This window comes from Methylorubrum thiocyanatum, from assembly GCA_014138645.1.
GTDB lineage: Bacteria > Pseudomonadota > Alphaproteobacteria > Rhizobiales > Beijerinckiaceae > Methylobacterium > Methylobacterium thiocyanatum.
The window spans coordinates 786,598-808,660 of sequence record JACJIB010000001.1; the positions used below are offsets into that span (position 1 = coordinate 786,598).

A 22,063-nucleotide genomic window follows, 5' to 3' on the forward strand; every position below is an offset into this window, starting at 1 on the left:
AAGGCGGTATCGTGATGCTCGACAAAAAACCGCCCCCGCCTTGCGGCGGGAGCGGCTTGTCTCAAGCCTCGATATTCGGCCTCGAGAGGTCTTACGCGACGGCCTTCTGAGCCGCTTCGGCGGGAAGCGGAACCTCGGAGATCGTCTTCAGAACCTGCGAGGCGATCTGGTAGGGGTCGCCCATGGAGTTCGGACGGCGGTCCTCAAGGTAGCCCTTGTAGCCGTTGTTGACGAAGGAGTGCGGCACGCGCACCGAGGCGCCGCGATCGGCCACGCCGTAGGAGAACTTGTTCCACGGCGCCGTCTCGTGCTTGCCGGTCAGGCGCATGTGGTTGTCGGGGCCGTAGACGGCGATGTGGTCGTCGAGGTTCTTCTCGAACTGGGCCATCATGGCCTCGAAATACTCCTTGCCGCCGGTCTCGCGCATGAACGTCGTCGAGAAGTTGCAGTGCATGCCCGAGCCGTTCCAGTCGGTGTCGCCGAGCGGCTTGCAGTGGTACTCGATGTCGATCTCGTAGGTCTCGCACAGGCGCTGCAGCAGGTAGCGGGCCATCCACATCTCGTCGGCGGCCTTCTTGGAGCCCTTGCCGAAGATCTGGAATTCCCACTGGCCCTTGGCCACTTCGGCGTTGATGCCCTCGTGGTTGATGCCGGCGGCGAGGCAGAGGTCGAGATGCTCCTCGACGATCTTGCGCGCGACGGGGCCGGCATTCGAGGCGCCGACGCCGCAATAGTACGGGCCCTGCGGGGCGGGGTAGCCGGTCTCGGGGAAGCCGAGCGGGCGGCCGTTCTTGTAGAGGAAGTACTCCTGCTCGAAGCCGAACCACGCGCCGGCATCGTCGAGCACGGTCGCGCGCTTGTTCGACGGGTGCGGGGTCTTGCCGTCCGGCATCATCACTTCGCACAGCACGAGCACGCCGTTGGTGCGGGCCGGGTCGGGGAAGTGGCGCACGGGCTTCAGCACGCAGTCGGACGAGGAGCCCTCGGCCTGCTGGGTCGAGCTGCCGTCGAAGCCCCAGAGCGGGAGCTGCTCGAAGGTCGGGAAGCTGTCGTACTCCTTGATCTGCGTCTTGCCGCGCAGGTTCGGAGTGGGCGTATAGCCGTCGAGCCAGATGTACTCGAGCTTAAACTTGGTCATTCCGAGTCTCTCGTACCTTGAGGATCCGTGTCCTGACGAAACCTTTTCCGAACCGGCGCCTTTGAGAGCCTGACCCGCCGTTGAACCGCAGCGTCCGGCGGGTGTTTCCCCGCCGCATCCGAGACGCCGTTCCATCGGCGGGCAGGGCGCCAGCCCGACCCCCGAGCGCCCGCTGTGCGCGCGGACGCTACGGTCTGCCCCTAAGCATGTCGCGTGCCAGCCTCAATGGATCCGCGGCCGTTTTCGGTGCGGCAAAAGCGACTGCCGGGGCACCGCGAAAGGAAACGAAACACCCCGAACGTCCCGCCCTCGCGTGGATTTTTTGCCTTCCGACGGGTGGCAACGGCGGAGCGCGGGCGATATCGTCCGCGCCGGCCGGCTCGACCGGCCGGGGGTGCGAGAGGGGGCCGGTACCCGGATCAGGAACGAAGCCGCGGACGCCGCGCCGCCCCTTCGAAACGTCTTGCGTTCCTGCCGCCTTCCCGATCAGCCCATCGCGCCGCAGGACCGGATCGGCTCACCCCGCGCCCGGACCCGGTGGATGGCTCGCCGCCCCGCTTCCAGACATTGCCGAGGAGACGCACAGCATGACTACGGCCGCAGATGTGCTGAAGGCCATCAAGGACAACGACGTGAAGTACGTCGACTTCCGCTTCACCGACCCGCGCGGGAAGTGGCAGCACGTGACCTTCGACGTCTCCCTGGTCGACGACGAGATCTTCCAGGACGGCACGATGTTCGACGGCTCGTCGATCGCCGGCTGGAAGGCGATCAACGAATCCGACATGCTGCTGATGCCGGACCCGGCGACCGCCTGCATGGACCCGTTCTTCTCTGCCTCCACCATGTCGATCGTCTGCGACGTGCTGGAGCCCTCGACCGGCGAGCCCTATGCCCGCGACCCGCGCTCGACCGCCAAGCTCGCCGAGGCGTATCTGCGCTCGACCGGTATCGGCGACGACATCTTCGTCGGCCCCGAGGCCGAGTTCTTCGTGTTCGACGACGTGAAGTTCGGCGCCGACCCCTACCACACGGGTTTCCAACTCGACTCCACCGAGCTGCCGACCAACGGCTTCACCGACTACGAGGGCGGCAACCTCGGCCACCGCGTCCAGACCAAGGGCGGCTACTTCCCCGTCCCGCCGCAGGATTCGGCCCAGGACATGCGCGGCGAGATGCTGGCCGCGATGCAGTCGATGGGCGTGAAGGTCGAGAAGCACCACCACGAGGTGGCCTCGGCCCAGCACGAGCTCGGCATGAAATTCGACAAGCTCACCACGCTTGCCGACCACATGCAGATCTACAAGTACTGCATCCACAACGTCGCGCAGAGCTACGGCAAGTCCGCCACCTTCATGCCCAAGCCCGTCTACGGCGACAACGGCTCCGGCATGCACGTGCACCAGTCGATCTGGAAGGACGGCAAGCCGCTGTTCGCCGGCGACAAGTACGCCGACCTCAGCCAGGAATGCCTCTGGTACATCGGCGGCATCATCAAGCACGCCAAGGCGCTCAACGCCTTCACTAACCCGTCCACCAACTCCTACAAGCGTCTGGTGCCGGGCTACGAGGCTCCCGTGCTGCTGGCCTACTCGGCCCGCAACCGTTCGGCCTCCTGCCGGATTCCGTGGACGACGAACCCGAAGGCCAAGCGCGTCGAGGTCCGCTTCCCCGATCCGATGGCCAACCCCTACCTGGCCTTCTCGGCGCTGCTGATGGCCGGCCTCGACGGCATCATCAACAAGATCGATCCGGGTCCGGCCATGGACAAGGATCTCTACGACCTGCCGCCGCGCGAGCTGAAGAAGATCCCGACCGTCTGCGGCTCGCTGCGTGAGGCGTTGCAGAACCTCGATAAGGACCGCGCCTTCCTCAAGGCCGGCGGTGTGTTCTCGGATGACCAGATCGACTCGTTCATCGAACTGAAGATGACCGAAGTCCTGCGCTACGAGATGACGCCGCACCCGATCGAGTTCGTGCAGTACTACTCGCTCTAAGGGCATCGCCCGCGGGCGACCGAGGGGCCGGAGCGATCCGGCCCCTTTTTTGTGGCCGCCGTCGCCCGTGCGACGCCCGCGAATCCGCAGCAGTGAAATTCCTTAACGCAGAGATTGTATCATAAGTTAGTGATCGTCTTTTCCGAGAGGCCGAAATGGCCCTGACCCGGTTCCACTCGCTCATCGATACATTCTCGGCCCGCCCGGATGGTGCAGCCTACACGATTGCGCGCTACCGGGTGCTCAACCGGCAGGTGCTGGTTCTGTACACGACCATCGGCAGCAACGCGCTCGGGCTCGCCCATACGTATTACGGAGCGGCGCCGGACTGGATGATCGTCTGGCCGCTGGCGATCCTGCTCGGGCTCTGCATCGTGCGAAGCAGCCTCTGGGTCAAGTCGCTCGTCTCGCTGCCCCCCCTCGACACCATGGCCAAGCGGCTGAACGCGACGACTCACCTCGCGATCGTCCTGTCGATCATCCTCCCGGTCTGGGCTTTCTCGTTGGTCCCTTATGGCGGCTTGCCGGAGAGCATGATCGTCGTGTTCTCGCTGACGATCATCATGACCGTCAGCGTCCAGTGCCTGCTTCAGCACCCGTCCGCGGCGGTAAGCATCTTCATCATCACCCTCGTGCCGGCCGTCTACCTGATCATTCGCGGCGACACGCTCCTGCATGTCATGGCGGTCAACTACGTCCTTCTCGTCGGCGGAATGGTGGTCGTCCAGTACTTCTCCTACTGCGATTTCCGCCGGTTCGTCGGCCTCAGCGAGGAGAACCGGCGCCTCGCCTTCACCGATTACCTGACCGACCTGCCCAACCGCCGCGCCTTCTTCGCCGAGATCGAGCGGAGGGCCCGGCGCCGCAGCGGCGAGCCGTTCCACGTCGGACTGATCGATCTCGACGGCTTCAAGCCGGTCAACGACAGTTTCGGTCACCGCGCCGGCGATGCCGTGCTGCGCGAGGTCGCGCATCGCCTGAAGGCTAAGGAGATCGGCTGGATCGGCCGGCTCGGCGGCGACGAGTTCGGCCTCATCGTCGAGGGCGGGGCCGACCTCGCCCAGATCGGGCGACGCATCTGCGGCGGTTTGGCGAGACCCTTTCCCCTACGCGAGGGGACGGCCCAGATCGGCGCTTCGATCGGCTTCGCGCGCTATCCGGATGCCGCCACGTCACCGGAGATGCTCCTGGAGCGGGCGGATTTCGCGCTCTACCACGCCAAGATCCATCAACGCGGCACCGCCGTCTCTTTCGCGCCGGAACACGAGGAGCGGCTGCGCGACATCGCGATGATCGAGCAGGCCCTGCGCCGGGCCGACCTCGCGGCGGAGTTCGACCTGCACTACCAGCCGATCATTGATACCATAGACCACCGGATCGAGGCCTACGAGGCGCTGGCGCGCTGGAACAGCCCGATCATCGGCCGCGTCTCGCCGGCCGAATTCATCCTCGTGGCCGAGCAGACCGGTCTGATCCGTGACCTGACCCCGATCTTGTTCGGCAAGGCGCTGGCGGCGCTGCGGACCTGGCCGGAGGATGTCCGGCTCTCCTTCAACCTGTCGGCGCAGGACATCGCCTCGCCCGCGAGCGTCGCCCGGCTCGCCGAACTCGTCGTCGCGAGCGGCCTCGACCCGGGCCGCATCGTCTTCGAGGTGACGGAGACCGGTTTGATGCGCGATCTCGTCGAGGCCCATTGCTCGCTCGCCACGCTGAAGGAGTTGGGCATCGGCATCGCGCTGGACGATTTCGGCACCGGCTATTCGAGCTTCAGCTACGTCCACCGGCTGCCGCTCGATCGGCTGAAGATCGACCGCAGCTTCGTCATCTCGCTCGGCGACGACGCGACCTCGCTCAGCATCATCCGCTCGATCGTCGATATGAGCCGCAATCTCGGGCTTCACTGCGTCGTCGAAGGGGTCGAGACCTTCGACCAGATGCTGCTGCTGCGCTCGGCCGGCTGCCGCTCGATGCAGGGTTACCTGTTCAGCAAGCCGATGCCGGAGGAGGCCGTCTCCGGCTTCGGCCTCGTCGTGCCCGAACACGCCGAGGTTCTGGCCTCCTGACGCGACCGTCGTCGCGCCGGCGCCCTATCTTGCCGGAGTATCCGGCACGAAGGGAGCCTGCCCCATGACCCTCACCGTTCCCGTGATCCTCGGTTCCGTGCGCGCGGATCGCGCCGGCATCCGCGCCGCCCGCTTCCTGACCGCGCAACTCGAAGCCCGCGGCCACACGGCGCCGCTGGTCGATCCCGCCGAGTCGAAGCTCCCGCTCCTCGACCGGATGTACAAGGAATATCCCAAGGGCGAGGCGCCCGAGCCGCTGGAGCGGCTGGCGACGCTGTTTCGCGGAGCGGATGCCTTCGTTGTGGTCTCGGCCGAGTACAACCACTCGATCCCGCCCGCCCTCTCGAACACCCTCGACCATTTCCTGGAGGAGTATTTCTGGCGGCCCTCCGCCATCTGCTGCTACTCGGCCGGGCAGTATGGCGGTGTGCGCGCGGCGATGCAGTTGCGGGCGATGCTGGCCGAACTCGGCACGCCGAGCATCCCCTCGCTCCTGCCGATCCCGCGCATCCAGAAGGCGCTGAGCGAGGCGGGCGAGCCTGCCGAGGACTGGCTCGGCCGGGCCGCGGGGAAGTTTCTCGACGAGCTGACGTGGTACGCCGAGGCACTGAAGGCGAAGCGGGCCGGGGGCACGCCGTACTGACCTCGCGACTGAACCTCGCGCGCGGCACTCCGTTTGCTCTCCTCGATACGCATAGCCTGAGGACGATGAGCGCATGAACGCGAGTGTGGACAAGGTCAGGGACGCGCTGGCCGAGCTGATCAAGGCGGCGCTCGTCTCCGATGACGGCCGGAGCCTCGCCTTCCGGCAGGCGGCGGCGGAAAAGCTCGCCGCGCTGGCCGCCGACCCGCCGCAGGCGGATGCGGTGCGGATCGACGGTGCCTGGACCCTGGCGGTCCGCGCGGCGGAGGCGCCCGAGCTTCAGCCGGAGGAGGGGCAGGTGAACCTCACCCTGCCGCGGGCCGCGCTCTTCAGCCTCGAAGACCTAACGAGCGAAGGATTCGATGTGGATGCGGCCGTCGAAACGATCCGGAAATCCGCGTCGACCGGCTGAGCCGCGGGGCCGAACCTGTTCACGGGCGACGCCGGAACGTTGTCCTGGGGCCTTTGAGCGCCCATCTTTGACGGACATGGGGACCCGTCGCGGTCTCTCCGATCATTATTTCTGCGCGCCGGGCCTCTCCAGGCCGGCGCGGCGAGCCTGACTCCTTGGCCAGACGCATCAATCCGAAGGCGGTTGCCCCCGCTCTTCCCTCCCGCGAGCAGATCCTCGCCTTCATCGCCGAGACGCCCGGAAAGGTCGGCAAGCGCGAGATCGCCAAAGCCTTCGGCATCTCGGGCGCCGACAAGATCGGCCTCAAGGCGATCCTGAAGGCGATCGAGGCCGACGGCCTGCTCGACCGCGACCGCGGCGGCTTCCGCAAAAGCGGCAGCCTGCCCGACGTCGTCCTCGCCGACATCGTCTCCCGCGATCGCGACGGCGACCTGATCGCCCGTCCGGCCCAGTGGGACGGCGAGGGCGAGGCGCCGAAGATCGCCGTCGAGGTGCCGCGTGCCGGCCGTAAGGGCAACCGCCCGGCGCCCGGCCTCGGCGACCGGGCGCTGATCCGCGTCGCGCCCGACCCCGAGGCGCCGGGCCGCTATACCGGCCGCGTCATCAAGGTGATCGGCAAGAACCGCACGGACGTGATCGGCGTCTACCGCGCCGGCCGCGACGGCGGACGCCTGCTTCCCGTCGAGAAGAAGTCGCAGGGCAAGGAGATCGCGATCCCTGCGGGCGAGGAGGGCGAGGCCCGGGACGGTGACCTCGTCAGCGTCGCGGTCGAGCGTGAGACCCGTTTCGGCCTGCCCCGCGGGCGCGTGACCGAGCGCCTCGGCACCCTCGGCTCCGAGAAGGCGGTGAGCCTGATCGCGCTGCACCTCCATAACATCCCCCACGTCTTCCCTCCGGCGGTGCTGGCGGAGGCGGATGCGGCCAAGCCCGCGACCAAGCGCGGTCGCGAGGATTGGCGTGAGGCGCCGCTGGTCACCATCGACCCGCCCGACGCCAAGGACCACGACGACGCGGTGATGGCGCAACCCGATCCCGATCCGGCCAATGCGGGCGGCTTCATCGTCACCGTCGCGATCGCCGACGTGGCGGCCTATGTGCGCCCGGACTCGGCTCTCGACCGGGAGGCGCTGCTGCGCGGCAACTCGGTCTACTTCCCGGACCGGGTGGTGCCGATGCTGCCCGAGCGCATCTCGAACGACCTCTGCTCCCTGCGCGAGGGCGAGGACCGCCCGGCGCTCGCCGTGCGGATGACCATCGGCGCCGACGGGGTGAAGCGGAGCCACAGCTTCCACCGCATCCTGATGCGCTCGCACGCCAAGCTTGCCTACGCTCAGGCGCAGGCCGCCATCGACGGTCGGCCGGACGAGACGTCGGGCCCCGTCCTGGAGACGGCGCTGCGCCCGCTCTACGCCGCCTACGAGGCGATGAAGCGGGCCCGCGACGCCCGCGGTCCGCTCGCCCTCGACCTGCCCGAGCGCAAGGTGCTGCTCAACGCGGAAGGCGGCGTCGATCGGGTGATCGTGCCGGAGCGTCTGGAGGCGCATCGGCTGATCGAGGAATTCATGATCCAGGCCAACGTCGCGGCGGCGGAGACCCTGGAGAAGGCGGGCTCGCCGCTAATCTACCGGGTCCACGACGAGCCGGCACTGGAGAAGATGCGCGCGCTCGGAGAGGTGCTGGCCTCGGTCGGCGTCAAGATGACCAAGGCCGGGGCGCTGCGACCCGACCTGTTCAACCGCATCCTGGCCCAGGTGGCCGAGACCGAGCACGCTCCCTTCATCAACGAGGTGGTGCTGCGTTCGCAGGCACAGGCGATCTATGCTGCACAGAATTTAGGCCATTTCGGCCTGAACCTGCGCCGCTACGCCCACTTCACCTCTCCCATCCGCCGCTACGCGGACCTGATCGTTCACCGCGCCCTGGTGCGTGCCTGCGGATTGGGCAAGGACGGCTTGGCCGGCGACACCACGCCGGGCGCCCTCGACGCTGTGTCCGAGCAGATTTCCGCGGCCGAGCGCCGGGCGATGGCGGCGGAGCGCGAGACCATCGACCGGCTCATCGCCGGCTACCTCGCTGACCGGGTCGGCGCCACCTTCTCGGGGCGGATCTCCGGGGTGACGCGATCTGGGCTGTTCGTGAAGCTCGACGAGACCGGCGCCGACGGCTTCGTGCCGGTCTCGACCATCGGCCACGAATATTACCGCCACGACGAGGCCCTGCACGCGCTCGTCGGCGACCGCAGCGGCGAGACCTACCGCCTCGGCGATACGGTCGAGGTCCGCCTCGTCGAGGCGGCGGCGGTGGCCGGGGCGCTGCGCTTCGAGATCCTGTCGGAGGGGCGCAGCCGTTCCGGGGCGAAGGGCGGCGGGCTCAAGCGGACCGGATTCAAGGCCGGCGTGAAAGCGAAGGCCAAGGCGCGCATCGGCAAAGGTGCGGGCAAGGGGGCAGGCAAAGGGCCGGGCAACGGATCGGCGTCCGAGGGCGAGTCCGCGCGGCGCCATCGCGGCTCGCGCCGCTGAGCGGAAGGGGCTAGACTGGCGCCCATGGAGACCTACGCTTCCCCTCCGGCCCCTTCTCCCCAGGACCGGACCCGGCTGATGCCGGCCATGGCTCGCGGCTTCCTCAACCGCTGCCCGCATTGCGGGGAGGGCCATGTGTTCGGGCGCTTCCTCAAGGTGCGTCCGGCCTGCGAGGCCTGCGGCCTGGAGATGGAGGGCCACCGGGCCGACGACCTGCCGCCCTATCTCGTGATCTTCCTCGTGGGCCACATCGTCGGCTATCTCGTGCTCGAGATCGAGATGGGCTACGACGTGCCGCTCTGGATATCGCTGACCGTTTGGCCGCTGCTCACGCTCGTCCTGGCGCTGGGGCTGCTGCAGCCGGTCAAGGGCGCGGTGATCGGCCTGCAATACACGTTCGGCATGCACGGCTTCGGCAAGGCGCCCCCTGCGCGCGGCGGGACCGGCACGGGGGAGAGACGCGGCGGTGAGGCAGGACGACGAGCAGGCGACGCCCCAGGACTTGGTTCGGTCTGACTTGGTTCGGTCTGACCCGGATCGGCCTGATCCGCCTGCGGCCCCGTCCCGCCCGGCGCTGCTTCGTCCGCGCGATGCCGCGACGCTGATCGTCCTCGATCGGTCCCGGAAGCGGCTGAAGGTGCTGATGGGCCGGCGCCATGCCGGCCTCGCCTTCATGGGCGGCAAGTTCGTGTTTCCCGGCGGCCGCATCGAGCTGTCCGACCGGCAGATGCCGGTGGCCGGCGCCCTGTCGCAGCGGGCCGACGACGCGCTTCGGGCCAAGCTGCCCCGTGCGCCGCATCATCTCGGCCGCTCGCTGGCGCTCGCCGCGATCCGCGAGACCTACGAGGAGACCGGCCTTCTCATCGGCACCCGCGATTACGGCGCGCCCGACACCGTGCCGGAGGGCGCGTGGCAGGCCTTCGCCGAGGAGGGTGTGATGCCCGACCTCGAAGCGCTGCATCTGGTGGCGCGGGCGATCACGCCGCCGAAGCGGCCCCGCCGCTTCGACACCCGCTTCTTCGTGGTCGACCGCAAGGCGGTGGCCGCCGAGCGACCCGGCATCGTCGGGCCGGATTCGGAACTGACCGAACTGGCCTGGGTCGATCTCGACGCTGCGCGAAAGCTCGACCTGCCGCGCATCACCCGGGTGATCCTCGACGATCTGGAGGCGGCGGCCGCTGCCGGCTTTCCGCCCTACCGGCCGATCCCGTTCTATTTCGAGCGCCACGGCAAGGGGCTGCGGGAGGAAATCTAAGGCGGGACAGGGCCTTGTGGCCTTCATCGCGGCGTCGCGGGCCGCGATACGTTGCTGAGTTGTGCGCAATTCAAAAGGAGTTTCTTAAAATGTGGGGGATATCCTCCGGCGGGTCTCGCAGCCAGGATACCCGATGCTCTCTGCTCTCCGCCGCTCCGATGCGGCGTCCATGCTCGAGGCGCTGAACCGCTCGCAAGCCGTTATCACCTTCGCCGTCGACGGGACGGTGCTCGACGCCAATGACAACTTCCTCGCGCTGATGGGCTACACCCTTGCCGAAGTGCGAGGGCGTCATCACCGCCTGTTCGTGGACCCGCAGGAGGCGCAGGGCGCCGAATACGAGGCGTTCTGGCAGGATCTGCGGCGCGGCACCTATCGATCGGCAGAGTATGGCCGCGTCGCCAAGGACGGGCACAGGGTCTGGATCCGCGCAAGTTACAACCCGATCCTCGACCGGGCCGGACAGGTCCGCAAGATCGTGAAATTCGCCCTCGACGTCACCGCCGAGCGGCTCTCCTCCGCCGAGACGGCCGGGCAGATCGCCGCGATCGGCCGCTCGCAGGCGGTGATCCAGTTCGATCTCGACGGGACGGTGCGGAGCGCCAACGGCAACTTCCTGGACGCCCTCGGCTACGCCCCGCACGAGGTGGAGGGGCGCCATCACAGCCTGTTCGTGAGGCCGGAGGATGCGGCCTCCGCAGAGTACCGCGCCTTCTGGGAGTCGCTCGCCCGCGGCGAGTTCCGGGCCGGCGAGTTCCGGCGCATCGCCAAGGACGGGCGCGAGGTCTGGATCCAAGCGACCTACAACCCAATCCTCGATCTGTCCGGCCGACCGTTCAAGGTCGTCAAATATGCCTCCGACATCACGGAGGCCAAGTGCATCGCGGCCGACCTGGCGGGCAAGGTCGAAGCCGCCCGCCGCTCGCAGGCGGTGATCGAGTTCGACATGGACGGCACCGTCCTCGATGCCAACGACAACTTCCTGGACGCGATGGGCTACCGCCTCGCCGAGGTGCAGGGCCGGCATCACCGGATGTTCGTCACGCCCGCCCAGGCGGCGAGTCCGGCCTACGCCGCCTTCTGGGCGACGCTGCGGGCGGGGCAGTTCACCTCCGCCGTCTACCAGCGGATCGGCAAAGGTGGCCGGGAGGTCTGGATCCAGGCGTCCTACAACCCGGTCCTCGATGCGGGCGGGCGCCCCGTCCGGATCGTGAAATATGCCTTCGACATCAGCCAGAGCATGGCGGTGCGCACCAGCGCGCTGGCCATGGCCGAACAGACGCTGGACCGGGTGCGGGGGGTGGCGCGTGCCTCCGAGGAGATGCACCACATCTCGACGGCCATCGCCGAACAGATGAACCGCTCGCACGAGGCTGTCGGCGACATCCAGGCGCGCATGAGCGCCGCCGGGGCGCTGTCGGCGAAGCTCGACGACGCGGCTGCGGCGATGACCGGTGTGGTCGAGGCGATCACGGGGATCGCCGATCAGATCAACCTGCTCGCCCTCAATGCCACGATCGAGGCGGCCCGCGCGGGCGCCGCCGGCCGCGGCTTCGCCGTCGTCGCCACCGAGGTGAAGAGCCTCGCCGAGCAGGCGCGCTCGGCCACCGCCCGCATCACCGGCGAGATCGGCGCCATGCAGGCGGTCTCGCGGGACGTCGGCGCGGCACTCACGTCGACCGCGGCCGTGGTCGATACGGTGCAGGGCTTCATCGCGCAGACGACCGCCGACAGCACGCGCCAGCGGGCGACCACCGGCCAGGTCAACGCCGACATGCAGGCCACGGCCGCGAGCGTGGCGGAGTTCGCAAACAGCCTCGACGCCTGGAATGTCGGGCTGGAGGAGCGGCGGGGCGAAGAGCGCCTGCGCACCGCGATGTCCGGCTCTGTCGCCTTCGTGCCGCAGGGCGGTCCGAGGGCCGGAGAGCCGCAACGACGGCCCTGCACGGTGCTCAACCTTTCCGAGGGCGGGGCCAAGCTGGCGGTCGAGGCCGCGGGCCTGCCGGAGGTCTTCACCCTCCATGTCGACGGCGAACCGCCCCGGCGCTGCCGTCTCATGCGCCGGACAGAGGATGGGATCGGCGTCCAGTTCCTCTGATCGCCGCCGGTGCTACGAGCGGGCGTCGGCGACCAGGGCAGCCAAGCCTTCGCGGTAGGTCGGGTAGGTGAGCCGCACGCCCAACTCCTCGCGGATCAGGCGGTTTCGCACCCGCTTGTTCTCGCCGTAGAAGCTGCGGGCCATCGGGCTGAGTTCGGCGGTCTCGAAGTCGATCTCCGGCGGCAGGGGCAACCCGGTGAGCGCCGCGGCGTGCTCGGTCACGGTCTGCGGCGGGGCCGGCTCGTCGTCGGTGACGTTGTAGACGGCACCGCCCCTTGGGCGCTCGATCGAGGCAGCGAGCGTCGTGGCAATGTCGTCCACGTGGATGCGGTTGAACACCTGACCCGGCTTGACGATGCGCTGGGTGCGGCCGTCGCGCAGCTTCACGATCGGATTGCGGCCCGGGCCGTAGATCCCCGACAGACGAAACACCTGCACCGCCTTGCCGGTCTCGGCGCCGAGCGCGAGCCAAGCATTCTCGACCTCGAGACGGCCACGGGAGCGCGCGCTCTTCGGCGTCGCGGGCGTCGTCTCGTCGATCCAGGCGCCGCCGTGATCGCCGTAGACGCCGATGGTCGAGAGATAGCCGATCCAGCGGATCCGGCTCCCCGCGATCGCGTCGCGATAATGGGCGAGGACCGTGTCGCCGTCCCGGCCCGGCGGCGCGGAGATCAGCAGCACATCGGTCTCGGCAAGCTCCCCGGCGATGCGGGGATCGTCCGCGTCGGGCCCGAAGGCGCGCAGGACGAACCCGGTCTCGGCGGCAAGGCTTTTGGCCCGCTCGGGCTCTGTCACCGTCGCCCGCACGGCTTGGAAGCGGGCCCGCTCGCGCTCGGCGAAGTGCCGGGCGGAGAAGCCGAGGCCGAAGACGAACAGGTTCATGCGGTGTCAGCTCTCCCGTGGGCCGTCCGCTTCCATAGGAAGGCCGGCGGCGGCGCGCCATTCCTCCCTCACATGCGCCTCCGTCTCCCCGCGTCCATGGGCGGCGAACAGATCGTGCAGCCGCTCCCGGGGCAGCAGCCGTCCGCAGGCCCAGACGGCGGCCCCCCGCACCACCGGATCCGGCTCGCTTAGGCGCGCCACCGCCTCGTCGGCAAGCGCGGCTTCGCCCGAATTGCCGATGGCGATCAGCACGTTGCGCAGGAAGCGGTCGCGCCCCGTGCGCTTGATCGGCGTGCCGGCAAAGCGCGCGCGGAAGCCCGCATCGTCGAGGCGGGCGAGTTCGGCGAGCGGCGGCGCGGCGAGATCGTCGCGGGCGGCCATGCGCGCCTCCCGCGCCGCGCCCGCGAACTTGTTCCAGGGGCAGACCGCGAGGCAGTCGTCGCAGCCGAACACCCGGTTGCCGATCTGTTCGCGATACGCGGCCGGGATCGGGCCGTGATGCTCAATGGTGAGGTAGGCGATGCAACGGCGCGCATCGAGCCGGTAGGGGGCTGGGAAGGCGTTCGTCGGGCAGATGTCGAGGCAGCGGCGGCAGGAGCCGCAATGGTCGGTCTCCGGCGCGTCGGGTTCGAGCTCGGCGCGGGCGAAGATCGCGCCGAGCATCAGCCAGTTGCCGTGCTCGCGCGAGATCAGCACCGTGTGCTTGCCCTGCCAGCCGATCCCGGCCGCCTGGGCGAGCGGCTTCTCCATCACGGGGGCGGTGTCGACGAACACCTTCACCGGCTCGCCGGAGCGAGCGGAGAGGAAGCCGCCGAGTTCCTTGAGCTTGCCTTTGATGACGTCGTGGTAGTCGCGCCGCTGCGCGTAGGTGGCGATGGCACCGCGATCCGTCAGCCGCACGAGATCGAGGGGATCGCGCTGCGGCCCCGCGTTCATGCCGAGCATGACGATGCTGCGGGTCTCGGCCCACAGGGCGGAGGGCGCGGCGCGCTGCTCGGCGCGCTCCTCCATCCAGTCCATCGTCCCGTGATGCCCGTCCGCGAGCCAGGCGGGCAACCGCTCGCGCAAGGCGGGCACGGCGTCGGGCCGGGTGACGCGAAACGCATCGAAGCCGAGACGACGGGCGCGCGCCTCGACCGTCTCGCGTAAGGATCGGCCGGTGAGGACGGCCTTCTCGGGCTTCAGAAATCCAGATCCGCGTAGTGGGCGGCCGGCGGCATCCCCGGCGCCCGGTCGGCCAGGAGCGCGCGGAAGGACGGGCGGGATTTCACCCGCGCGTACCAGTCCTTCGCCATCTCGTCCTCGTCCCATGGCACGTCGCCGAGATAGTCCACGCAGGAAAGATGGGCCGCCGCCGCGAGGTCGGCATAGGTCAGGTCGTTGCCCGCGAGCCAGCGGCGCTGCCCGATCAGGTAACCGACATATTGGAGGTGATAGCGCACGTTGGTGCGCGCCGCACGGATGGCATTCATGTCCGGGGGGCCGCCCCCGGCGGCGGACGACATGAAGCGCTTATCGATCTTCTCGGTGACGAGATACTCGGTCACCTCGCTGTTGAACTTGACGAGGAACCAGTCGAGCAGGCGCCGCACTTCCACCCGGGCGACGGTGGTGTCGGGTAGAAGCCGTCGCCCGGCGAGCCCGAGGCCCCGGGTCTCGTCGAGATACTCCGCAATGACTCCCGCGCCGGGCACGGCGAGCCCGGTCTGCTCCACCAGCACGGGCGTGGTGCCCGCCGGGTTGACGATGAGGAAGTCGCGGCGGCGCTCCCAGGCCCTCTCCTCGACGAGGGTCGGCTCCATCCCCATCTCGGCCAGGACGAGGCGGATGAAGCGCGAGTTCGGGCAGAACGGGGAGTGATAGAGCGTCGCCATCGAGGCCGTGGTTCAGCGGAAAGAAGGCAGAGCCCAGGGGCAGACCGTGCCGCACCGGCGAAAATGGGGCGGCGCGCCAGGATTATTTCTCCATCGTTGCCACCTCATTAACAAACGCACCGCAACACGGTAACCGCCCGTCAACCCTGCCGCCGCAAAGCTGCCGCATCGCCATCGTCTGCCGCACCTCGGCAGTGCCGGACATCGGCGTGGGGAACAGCAGGCTCATGGATCTCGTCCTGATCGCGAAGGCAATCGTGCTCGCCGTGGTGGAGGGTGCCACCGAATTCATCCCGGTCTCCTCGACCGGGCATCAGCTCCTCATCGGCCACTTCATCGGTTTCCACTCGCCCAACAACACCTTCGAGGTGCTGATCCAACTGGGCGCGATCCTGGCGATCCTCTTCGCCTATTTCGGGAAGCTCTGGAGCATCGCCACCGCGCTGCCGAACGATCCGCGGGCGCGCCGCTTCGTGCTCGCCGTGCTCCTTGCCTTCCTGCCCGCGGCGATCATCGGCGGTCTGTTCTCGAAATACATCAAGTTCTACCTGTTCAACCCGTGGATCGTCTGCGCCACGCTGGTGGCCGGCGGCCTCGTGCTCCTCGTCATCGACGACACGGTCGGCGAGCCGAAGGCGGCGCAGAATGAGGGGACCGGCGACGGGCCGACCGAGCATCCGCGCAAGACCGACGTGTTCGAGTTCAGCCTGCCGATGGCGCTGAAGATCGGCCTGTTCCAATGCGTGGCGATGATTCCCGGCGTGTCGCGCTCCGGCGCCACCATCGTCGGGGCGATGCTGATGGGCGCGAGCAAGCGCTCGGCCACCGAATTCTCGTTCTACCTCGCCATGCCGACCATGGCCGGCGCCTTCGCCAAGGACCTGCTCGACAACTACAAGAATCTGTCCTCCAACGACGCCCTGCTGATCGTCATCGGATTCGTCGCCGCCTTCATCTCGGCGCTGATCGTGGTGCGCACGGTGCTCGACTACGTCTCCCGCCACGGCTTCTGGCTGTTCGCGTGGTGGCGCATCATCGTCGGCTCGCTGGGCTTTGCTGGACTGATTATTTTTGGCTGAACCTTCAGGATTTTGAACGAGGCGGCGGCGGCAACCCGGACTAAAGTCGGTTGTCGCCCACCCACGCCCCGTGCGAGGGCTTGCGGCCAAGTCGCCGCTCTCTCAAGAAGCGGTCGGGAAACGCCGAACGTCTAAGGTCTCGCCCACGATGGAAGATCGTCCGCTCGCCGATGTGTTCGAGCCCGCGACCCGCGAGCGCTGGCGCAGTGCCGTGGAAGCCGCGCTGAAGGGGGCCGATTTCGAGAAGCGCCTCGTCTCGAAGACCGCCGACGGCCTGCGCATCGAGCCGCTCTACGCGCCGGCTTCGCCGGTGGTGCAGCCGGTGCGGGCTCCCGGCCCCTGGCGCCTGGCGCAGCGCATCGACCATCCCGACGCGGAGAAGGCCGCCGCGCAGGCGCTCACCGATCTCGAAGGCGGCGCCGACGCGCTGGTCCTCGTTCATCGCGACGCCCCCGCCGCCCGCGGATACGGCCTCGATCCCGCCTCCGTCGATGCGCTCGACGCCGCGCTCGAGGGCGTGATGCTGCCGCTGATCGCCCTGCGGCTCGATGCCGGAGCGGCGGGCTTCGAGACGGCAGCCCTGCTCAAGCAGCTGGTCGAGCGCCGCGGCGACGACCCGTCCACCCTCGATCTCGATCTCGGCCTCGATCCGCTCGGCACCCGCGCCGCCACCGGCCGGCTCGAACAGGGTTGGGAGACGCGTCTCTCCGAGACCGTCACCGCCTTCGCCGGATATCGCGGGCGTGTGGCCCTGGCCGATGCCCGGCCCTACCACGAGGCGGGTGCGAGCGAGGTGCAGGAGCTGGCCGCCGTGCTCGCCACGGCGGTCGCCTATCTGCGGGCGCTGGAGGCCGGCGGCCATGATCTGGAGCGCGCCCGCGACGCCATCGCGGTTCTCCTCGTCGCGGATGCCGACGAGTTCCTCACCATCGCCAAATTCCGGGCGATCCGGCGGCTCTGGGCCCGGGTCGAGCAGGCCTGCGGCCTCGCGCCGAAGCCGCTGCGCGTCCTGGCCGAGACCGCGTGGCGGATGATGACCCGCCGCGACCCCTTCGTGAACATCCTGCGCACGGCCATGGCGTCCGCCTCGGCGGGGCTCGGCGGGGCGGATTCTGTGACCGCTCTGCCCTACACCCAGGCGCTCGGCCTGCCCGATGCCTTCGCCCGGCGCGTGGTGCGCAACAGCCAGATCGTGCTGATCGAGGAATCGAACCTCGCCAAGGTCTCCGATCCGGCCGCGGGCGCGGGCGGCTTCGAGGCGCTCACCGCCGAACTGACCGAGAAAGCCTGGGCGGCGTTCCAGGAGATCGAGCGCGAGGGCGGGATCGCGAAAAGCCTCGAATCCGGTGCCTTCGCGGGCCGGATCGCGGCGGTGGCCGAGGCACGGGCCCGAGCCGTGGCGACCCGCAAGGAGCCGCTGACCGGCGCCAGCGAGTTCCCCTTCCTCGCCGAGAAGCCGGTGGCGGTGCTCGACGTCGCGGCCCGACCGGCCGTACGGGGGGAGGGGGCCCTGCCGTCGCAGCGCCTCGCCGAGCCTTACGAGGTCCTGCGCGACGCGTCCGATGCGGCGCTGGCGCGGACGGGCAAGCGCCCGACCGTGTTCCTGGCCAATCTCGGCCCGGTGGCGATCCACAACGCCCGCTCGACCTTCGCGGCCAACGCCTTCGCTGCGGGCGGCATCGAGGCCATCGGCAATGACGGCTTCTCGGACGCGAACGCCCTGGCCGAAGCCTTCACGGCGTCGGGCGCCTCGCTCGCCTGCCTGTGTTCCTCCGATGCCGTCTACCAGACCGAGGCCGTGCCTGCGGCCGAGGCTCTGAAGGCGGCCGGCGCCGGCACGATCTATCTCGCCGGCAAGCCCGCCGAGGCGGAGGCCCTGCGCCAAGCGGGCGTTCACGGCTTCCTGTTCGCCGGCTGCGACCTGCTCGCGCTCCTGCGGGAGGCGGCCGAGCGCGCGCAGGGCTGACGCCCGCCCGGACGGTCAAGGCGGCGTGAGCAACCTTGACACTGCGGGGCGCGGGACAATCTTCCGGCTGATGCGGGCCGCGTGAGCCCATCACCCTCAGCCGGAACTCACCCATGCGTCTGCCGATCTTCGCCGCTGCCACCTTCGCCGTCGCCGTGGTGGGCGTCGGGACAGCGGAGGCGGCCAAGCGCAAGGTGCAGGTGCCCCACCGCTACGACGGCCGCTGGAGCATCGAAGTGGTCACCCTCGACGGTCCCTGCGACCGCGCCTACCGCTACGGAGTCCAGATCCAGCACGGCGAGGCGGTCTATGGCGGCGGCGAGGTCGACATCAACGGCCGCGTTGCGGCGAACGGCACGGTGCGCGGCACCATCTCCCGCAGCGGCAATGCGGCGCAGGTCTACGGGCGGCTGTCCGCGAATGGGACCGGCGCCGGCCGCTGGTCGACGCTGGGCGACGGCCCGATCAGCTGCAGCGGAAGCTGGAACGCGATGCGGCGCGGCTGACCAAGCTGCCCGCCCGAAGCGGTGTCGCGGGGCGCACTACGCCCTTCGCGCTGTGTCGGTTCCGCGACAATGCCGCGATTTGTTCCGCGCTGCGGCAGAATGAGCCGGCTTTCGCCCTAGATCCGGCGGCTTCTCCGGCGAACACTGGCGGCGTTCGACACGCGTTCGAGGCGCCCCATGACAGCCGTGATGAGAGCTCTGCCGTTCGTCGGTCTCGCCTTCGTTCTGCTCAATCCCGTGGCCGAGGCACGCCCGGCGCGGCAGCACGTGCCCGGCTCCGAGCACACGGTGCTGGCGCCGCTCGAAGAGGCGGCGACGGCCTGCTTCGTCGAAACGGTGGTCTCCAACCCCAAGGCGATGCGGCTCGCGCGGGACGGGCGCTGGTACGAGGCCGCCGGGGTCACCGGCTTCCTGTGCCGGCCCGAGGTCGACCGCATGGCGGTGGCCCATGACCGCATCTACGGCCGCGGCACGGGCGCCCGCTACTTCAAGGGCGCCTATGCCCGCCACCTCGACAAACAACTCGCAGCCCGCCTGCAGCCGTTGCTGGAGACGAAGGCGGTGGCCAGTGCCGAACCCCCGGCCGAGAAGGCTGCCCTCGCCGACGGCCCGGCGGAGTCCGCGCTCGAAGGCGCGGATCACTGAACGGGCGAGGCCGGATCCGATTACCGGATCCGGCGCCACGTCTGCCGCTTGCACAGCACGCTGAGCACGCATCCCGCGACCTCGACGGTATCGGGACCCTTCGGGGTCAGGCTGCCCGCATAGGTCTTGCCGTCGTTCGGGTTGTAGAGGCTGCCCTCGAAACCGGCGCCGCTCGGGGTGCCGGCCTGCATGATCTGCACGCCGACGAGCTTGCGCGAGCGCAGGGCGGGATCGGGGTTCTGCGCATCGACCCCGGACCCGGCGGTCGCCGCGATCGTCCCGCAATAGCCGCCGCCGCAGCGGGCGATGCGCACGGTCGAGCCTGCCGTCTCGGTCTGCCAGACGCCGGAGAGGTCGGCGGTCTTCTGCGCAACAGCGCCCGTGCCGGAGGCCGCGGAGAGAAGTGCGGCGGCGACCATGTGACGGGCGAGATGGCGTGGCAGGATCGAACGGGGCATCGTCATTCGGTTGTCTCTCTTCACCGACCGTGTCGGCCAGCTCGCATCACGGGTATGCGGAAGGCTCAAGCTTCGCAAGACTTGGCAGCGGGGTTGATTTGTGCCGTGCGTTGAACTTACCAGCGCTAGCAGGCAGGTCGCGGAAACTCTCAGTCATGAATGATGGTCAACTCGTCAGAGGCGGAGCGAGAATGCCTTCGATATGGCCTTCGTTTGAGTACGCTTTCTCTATTCTACTTGAGCAGGCAATAATTCTTGAATTCGTGACATGCATTGTGTATTTGGTGGGATTGAATTTTACCATTGGCGGGAAAAATCGAGGTTCTCGGTCTGTCTACGGTTGATTGCGCCGGGGCACTGGATGGCCTAAATGACCCTTCGATAAAATAGGTATGTGTGAGAAGCGGCAGCTGAAAGTGCTCTCGGTGCCCCGTGTTGGATGTATGCTCCCGTGAAACGCCGCGTGCCATTTAAGAACTTCTAGGGGTATCATTTGCAATGATTTCTACAAAAATACTGATCATCATTTTGAAAGCTGTCGTGCAAACTCGTGCATGTGTGATGCGCCCGAGCTTAATTGCTCAGCTTTGATTCTCGTCTCATGTTGATGAGGGTTTGAGCGGCAAAATGGATGGGCGGGCGTGATAATAAGTTGCGCGTGCTCTGCAAAAGATCGCCTGTTCCTCACGATTACGAGTGAGGCTTGTGTAGCGAAGGATATGGAGCCTGTTATGCCTTTAAACTTTGTGTCCAATGCAAATGCAAGAGCGATCTCGCTAATCCCCGAATTCCGGGACCTCACTCACGATCGACTCCCGGACACGTTCGACGCCATTTTCTATAAATATCGATTCGAAAACCCGTACTTTGGATATGTTGAAGTAAAAAACGACGCGTGCGCGCCTTTCTACATGTTTTCTAACAATGATGATTTGGTCGCTTCGCATTATTTTTGGTACGGAAAGAACGGCTATGAAGTGGCAAGCGTCCGAGAATGGATCATGCGCGCAAAAAAGGCTAATATAGTATTTGATATCGGGGCTCATACTGGGCTTTTCTCGCTTCTCGCTTGCCGCTCAAATCAGCAAATCCAGCAAGTTGTGGCATTCGAACCCACTGCGAGAGCTTCGTCTCGTATCCTCGAAAACCTGATTGTTAATTCTCTCGTCGGTCGTGTCAAAGTTGAAACGCAGGCTGTATCTAATGCTGCGGGTGAAGTTGAGTTCATGATTTACGTTGATGAGTATCAAATCGGTACTGGCTCGAGTTTTGTTGGCACCGGTAAGAATTATGAAGTCAGGCGTCGTGAGCGAGCGTCTACGATCAGAATTGACGACTATATCAAAAGTAGCGGACTCGTGCCTGACCTTCTAAAAATTGACGTTGAGGGTGCCGAAGAGATGGCCCTTGAAGGCGCTCAAGATTTGATTGCGCTGAAAAGGGCAACTTTCTTGATTGAGGTTTTGCCGGAGACCGTCGATGGTGTGTTGAAGCATCTTGGCGGGTATAAAATTTTGCTTATCGACGATCATAATAATGCAACGGTTCCATTCGATCGACAGGCCGTAACGCAGTACGTCAATATTCTTGCGGTTCCGAATTAATCGTTTCAATTTCTGGCGCATCGTCCTTTACCCGTTATTGGGACGATGCGCAGGAGATTGTCTGGGAAAGGGTTGCACCCCTCAGACGAGATTGATGCGCTGTCGGAATCCTGGCGCAACGGCGTGATGCGGTTTCCAGCATGATGCACTAAGCAGGCCTGCAGTCGGCAAGGAAGGAGCGGCGGATGCAGGTGATCGAAACCGAGATCTCAGCGGTCAAGCGCGTGATCCCGAAGCGGCACGGGGACGACCGAGGCTGGTTCTCGGAGGTCTATCGCGCGGACGTGCTGGCCGAGCACGGGATCGCCAACGCGTTCGTGCAGGACAACCAGTCCTTCTCCGCGCCCGCCGGCACGATCCGCGGGCTGCACTTTCAGGTCGCGCCCAACGCGCAAGCCAAGCTGATCCGGGTGCTCGCGGGCGCGATCCTCGACGTCGCCGTCGACATCCGCGCCGACTCAGCGACCTACGGTCGGCACGTCGCCGTGCGGCTCGATGCAGCCGGCGGCGAGCAGCTGTTCGTGCCCGCCGGCTTCGCCCATGGCTTCTGCACCCTGGAGCCGAACACCATGGTCGCCTACAAGGTCGATGCCTATTACAGCCCCGCCGACGACCGGAACCTGCGCTGGAACGATCCGGCCATCGGCATCGAATGGCCGGTGGCGGAGGCCGACGCGATCCTCTCGGGCAAGGACAAGGGCGCGCCCCTGCTGGCCGATCTCGGGCGGGTGTTCTGATCCGAGCCTTCGGAGTGGTGGTGCCGGAAGGATCGAACCCGATCCGGGTCGGCCGGACTGACACTGAGGCTCCCCTCATCGGCCTCGCGGACATGAATCGACGGAGTTGAGAGCGATGCGCATTCTGGTGACGGGCGGCTGCGGCTTCATCGGCTCGGCGCTCGTGCTGCATCTGGTGCAGGATCTC

Annotated in this window: 20 protein-coding genes; 14 read left to right on the plus strand and 6 right to left on the minus strand. The window is 67.4% G+C overall.

Features of this window, described 5'->3' with window-relative positions; genetic code table 11:
• Positions 1 to 91: 91 nt before the first annotated feature.
• Complete coding sequence (locus tag HNR51_RS03720; protein WP_012454226.1) at positions 92 to 1,138, minus strand: glutamine synthetase beta-grasp domain-containing protein; 1,047 nt, start codon at positions 1,136 to 1,138, stop codon at positions 92 to 94.
• 587 nt (positions 1,139 to 1,725) lie between these two features.
• Here HNR51_RS03720 and glnA point away from each other — a divergent pair.
• From glnA to HNR51_RS03760, 8 genes are all read left to right on the plus strand, one after another.
• Positions 1,726 to 3,135: a type I glutamate--ammonia ligase gene (gene glnA, locus HNR51_RS03725; RefSeq protein ID WP_012454227.1), complete on the plus strand. Its 1,410-nt coding sequence runs from the start codon at positions 1,726 to 1,728 to the stop codon at positions 3,133 to 3,135.
• Positions 3,136 to 3,290: 155 nt separating this feature from the next.
• Positions 3,291 to 5,198: a putative bifunctional diguanylate cyclase/phosphodiesterase gene (locus HNR51_RS03730; protein WP_182553989.1), complete on the plus strand. Its 1,908-nt coding sequence runs from the start codon at positions 3,291 to 3,293 to the stop codon at positions 5,196 to 5,198.
• Positions 5,199 to 5,262: 64 nt separating this feature from the next.
• Complete coding sequence (locus tag HNR51_RS03735) at positions 5,263 to 5,841, plus strand: NADPH-dependent FMN reductase (protein ID WP_141951430.1); 579 nt, start codon at positions 5,263 to 5,265, stop codon at positions 5,839 to 5,841.
• 73 nt (positions 5,842 to 5,914) lie between these two features.
• Positions 5,915 to 6,253 (plus strand): hypothetical protein, encoded by a 339-nt coding sequence (locus tag HNR51_RS03740; RefSeq protein WP_182553990.1) that lies wholly within the window; start codon positions 5,915 to 5,917, stop codon positions 6,251 to 6,253.
• 155 nt (positions 6,254 to 6,408) lie between these two features.
• Entirely contained in the window at positions 6,409 to 8,772 is a 2,364-nt protein-coding gene (rnr, locus tag HNR51_RS03745; RefSeq protein ID WP_182553991.1) for a ribonuclease R, read from the plus strand.
• Between the two features lie 24 nt (positions 8,773 to 8,796).
• Complete coding sequence (locus tag HNR51_RS03750; RefSeq protein ID WP_063986965.1) at positions 8,797 to 9,288, plus strand: DUF983 domain-containing protein; 492 nt, start codon at positions 8,797 to 8,799, stop codon at positions 9,286 to 9,288.
• Complete coding sequence (locus tag HNR51_RS03755; protein ID WP_182553992.1) at positions 9,239 to 10,027, plus strand: NUDIX hydrolase; 789 nt, start codon at positions 9,239 to 9,241, stop codon at positions 10,025 to 10,027. Before HNR51_RS03750 ends, HNR51_RS03755 begins: the two co-directional genes overlap by 50 nt.
• 133 nt (positions 10,028 to 10,160) lie before the next feature.
• A complete protein-coding gene (locus HNR51_RS03760; RefSeq protein WP_182553993.1) occupies positions 10,161 to 12,125 on the plus strand; it encodes a methyl-accepting chemotaxis protein in 1,965 nt (654 codons plus the stop codon).
• A gap of 12 nt (positions 12,126 to 12,137) precedes the next feature.
• Here the strand turns inward: HNR51_RS03760 and HNR51_RS03765 are convergent, their stop codons facing one another.
• The 4 genes from HNR51_RS03765 to HNR51_RS03780 all read right to left on the minus strand — a co-directional run bounded on the left by HNR51_RS03765 (position 12,138) and on the right by HNR51_RS03780 (position 15,110).
• Positions 12,138 to 13,007 (minus strand): SDR family oxidoreductase, encoded by an 870-nt coding sequence (locus HNR51_RS03765; protein WP_182553994.1) that lies wholly within the window; start codon positions 13,005 to 13,007, stop codon positions 12,138 to 12,140.
• A gap of 6 nt (positions 13,008 to 13,013) precedes the next feature.
• The gene (queG, locus tag HNR51_RS03770; protein ID WP_182554025.1) at positions 13,014 to 14,192 is read right to left on the minus strand and encodes a tRNA epoxyqueuosine(34) reductase QueG; all 1,179 of its coding nucleotides are present in this window, start codon (positions 14,190 to 14,192) and stop codon (positions 13,014 to 13,016) included.
• On the minus strand, positions 14,189 to 14,881 hold the full coding sequence (locus HNR51_RS03775) for a glutathione S-transferase family protein (RefSeq protein ID WP_012454237.1): 693 nt from the start codon (positions 14,879 to 14,881) through the stop codon (positions 14,189 to 14,191). Before HNR51_RS03775 ends, queG begins: the two co-directional genes overlap by 4 nt.
• An 82-nt stretch (positions 14,882 to 14,963) precedes the next feature.
• A complete protein-coding gene (locus HNR51_RS03780) occupies positions 14,964 to 15,110 on the minus strand; it encodes a hypothetical protein (RefSeq protein WP_158022279.1) in 147 nt (48 codons plus the stop codon).
• Here HNR51_RS03780 and HNR51_RS03785 point away from each other — a divergent pair.
• The 4 genes from HNR51_RS03785 (at position 15,109) to HNR51_RS03800 (ending at position 19,077) form a co-directional block, all read left to right on the plus strand.
• Positions 15,109 to 15,960 carry an undecaprenyl-diphosphate phosphatase gene (locus tag HNR51_RS03785; protein ID WP_182553995.1) on the plus strand — a complete coding sequence of 284 codons (852 nt, stop codon included), beginning with the start codon at positions 15,109 to 15,111 and terminating at the stop codon, positions 15,958 to 15,960. The two genes, HNR51_RS03780 and HNR51_RS03785, sit on opposite strands and share 2 nt — an antisense overlap.
• A gap of 148 nt (positions 15,961 to 16,108) precedes the next feature.
• Entirely contained in the window at positions 16,109 to 17,926 is a 1,818-nt protein-coding gene (locus HNR51_RS03790; protein WP_182553996.1) for a methylmalonyl-CoA mutase subunit beta, read from the plus strand.
• Positions 17,927 to 18,039: 113 nt separating this feature from the next.
• Positions 18,040 to 18,432, plus strand: coding sequence for a hypothetical protein (locus HNR51_RS03795; RefSeq protein WP_141951438.1), 393 nt, complete (start codon positions 18,040 to 18,042; stop codon positions 18,430 to 18,432).
• 177 nt (positions 18,433 to 18,609) lie between these two features.
• Positions 18,610 to 19,077 carry a hypothetical protein gene (locus HNR51_RS03800; protein ID WP_063986964.1) on the plus strand — a complete coding sequence of 156 codons (468 nt, stop codon included), beginning with the start codon at positions 18,610 to 18,612 and terminating at the stop codon, positions 19,075 to 19,077.
• 20 nt (positions 19,078 to 19,097) lie between these two features.
• Here HNR51_RS03800 and HNR51_RS03805 read toward each other — a convergent pair whose 3' ends face one another.
• Complete coding sequence (locus HNR51_RS03805) at positions 19,098 to 19,541, minus strand: DUF2147 domain-containing protein (protein WP_182553997.1); 444 nt, start codon at positions 19,539 to 19,541, stop codon at positions 19,098 to 19,100.
• 905 nt (positions 19,542 to 20,446) lie between these two features.
• On the opposite strand from HNR51_RS03805, the gene HNR51_RS03810 reads away from it, so the two are divergent.
• Together HNR51_RS03810 and rfbC are read left to right on the plus strand one after the other, a co-directional pair.
• A complete protein-coding gene (locus HNR51_RS03810; RefSeq protein WP_182553998.1) occupies positions 20,447 to 21,139 on the plus strand; it encodes an FkbM family methyltransferase in 693 nt (230 codons plus the stop codon).
• 185 nt (positions 21,140 to 21,324) lie between these two features.
• Complete coding sequence (gene rfbC / locus HNR51_RS03815; protein WP_182553999.1) at positions 21,325 to 21,876, plus strand: dTDP-4-dehydrorhamnose 3,5-epimerase; 552 nt, start codon at positions 21,325 to 21,327, stop codon at positions 21,874 to 21,876.
• Positions 21,877 to 22,063: the final 187 nt, after the last annotated feature.

Excerpts from the sequence above, each read along its gene's own strand:
- HNR51_RS03750 (WP_063986965.1), top strand. The coding sequence starts at position 8,797 with ATGGAGACCTACGCTTCCCCTCCGGCCCCTTCTCCCCAGGACCGGACC.
- HNR51_RS03720 (WP_012454226.1), bottom strand. The coding sequence starts at position 1,138 with ATGACCAAGTTTAAGCTCGAGTACATCTGGCTCGACGGCTATACGCCC.
- HNR51_RS03790 (WP_182553996.1), top strand. The coding sequence starts at position 16,109 with ATGGAAGATCGTCCGCTCGCCGATGTGTTCGAGCCCGCGACCCGCGAG.
- HNR51_RS03775 (WP_012454237.1), bottom strand. The coding sequence starts at position 14,881 with ATGGCGACGCTCTATCACTCCCCGTTCTGCCCGAACTCGCGCTTCATC.
- HNR51_RS03730 (WP_182553989.1), top strand. The coding sequence starts at position 3,291 with ATGGCCCTGACCCGGTTCCACTCGCTCATCGATACATTCTCGGCCCGC.
- rfbC (WP_182553999.1), top strand. The coding sequence starts at position 21,325 with ATGCAGGTGATCGAAACCGAGATCTCAGCGGTCAAGCGCGTGATCCCG.
- HNR51_RS03795 (WP_141951438.1), top strand. The coding sequence starts at position 18,040 with ATGCGTCTGCCGATCTTCGCCGCTGCCACCTTCGCCGTCGCCGTGGTG.
- HNR51_RS03800 (WP_063986964.1), top strand. The coding sequence starts at position 18,610 with ATGACAGCCGTGATGAGAGCTCTGCCGTTCGTCGGTCTCGCCTTCGTT.
- HNR51_RS03765 (WP_182553994.1), bottom strand. The coding sequence starts at position 13,007 with ATGAACCTGTTCGTCTTCGGCCTCGGCTTCTCCGCCCGGCACTTCGCC.
- HNR51_RS03785 (WP_182553995.1), top strand. The coding sequence starts at position 15,109 with ATGGATCTCGTCCTGATCGCGAAGGCAATCGTGCTCGCCGTGGTGGAG.
- HNR51_RS03735 (WP_141951430.1), top strand. The coding sequence starts at position 5,263 with ATGACCCTCACCGTTCCCGTGATCCTCGGTTCCGTGCGCGCGGATCGC.
- HNR51_RS03780 (WP_158022279.1), bottom strand. The coding sequence starts at position 15,110 with ATGAGCCTGCTGTTCCCCACGCCGATGTCCGGCACTGCCGAGGTGCGG.
- HNR51_RS03740 (WP_182553990.1), top strand. The coding sequence starts at position 5,915 with ATGAACGCGAGTGTGGACAAGGTCAGGGACGCGCTGGCCGAGCTGATC.
- glnA (WP_012454227.1), top strand. The coding sequence starts at position 1,726 with ATGACTACGGCCGCAGATGTGCTGAAGGCCATCAAGGACAACGACGTG.
- HNR51_RS03760 (WP_182553993.1), top strand. The coding sequence starts at position 10,161 with ATGCTCTCTGCTCTCCGCCGCTCCGATGCGGCGTCCATGCTCGAGGCG.
- HNR51_RS03810 (WP_182553998.1), top strand. The coding sequence starts at position 20,447 with ATGTTTTCTAACAATGATGATTTGGTCGCTTCGCATTATTTTTGGTAC.
- HNR51_RS03805 (WP_182553997.1), bottom strand. The coding sequence starts at position 19,541 with ATGACGATGCCCCGTTCGATCCTGCCACGCCATCTCGCCCGTCACATG.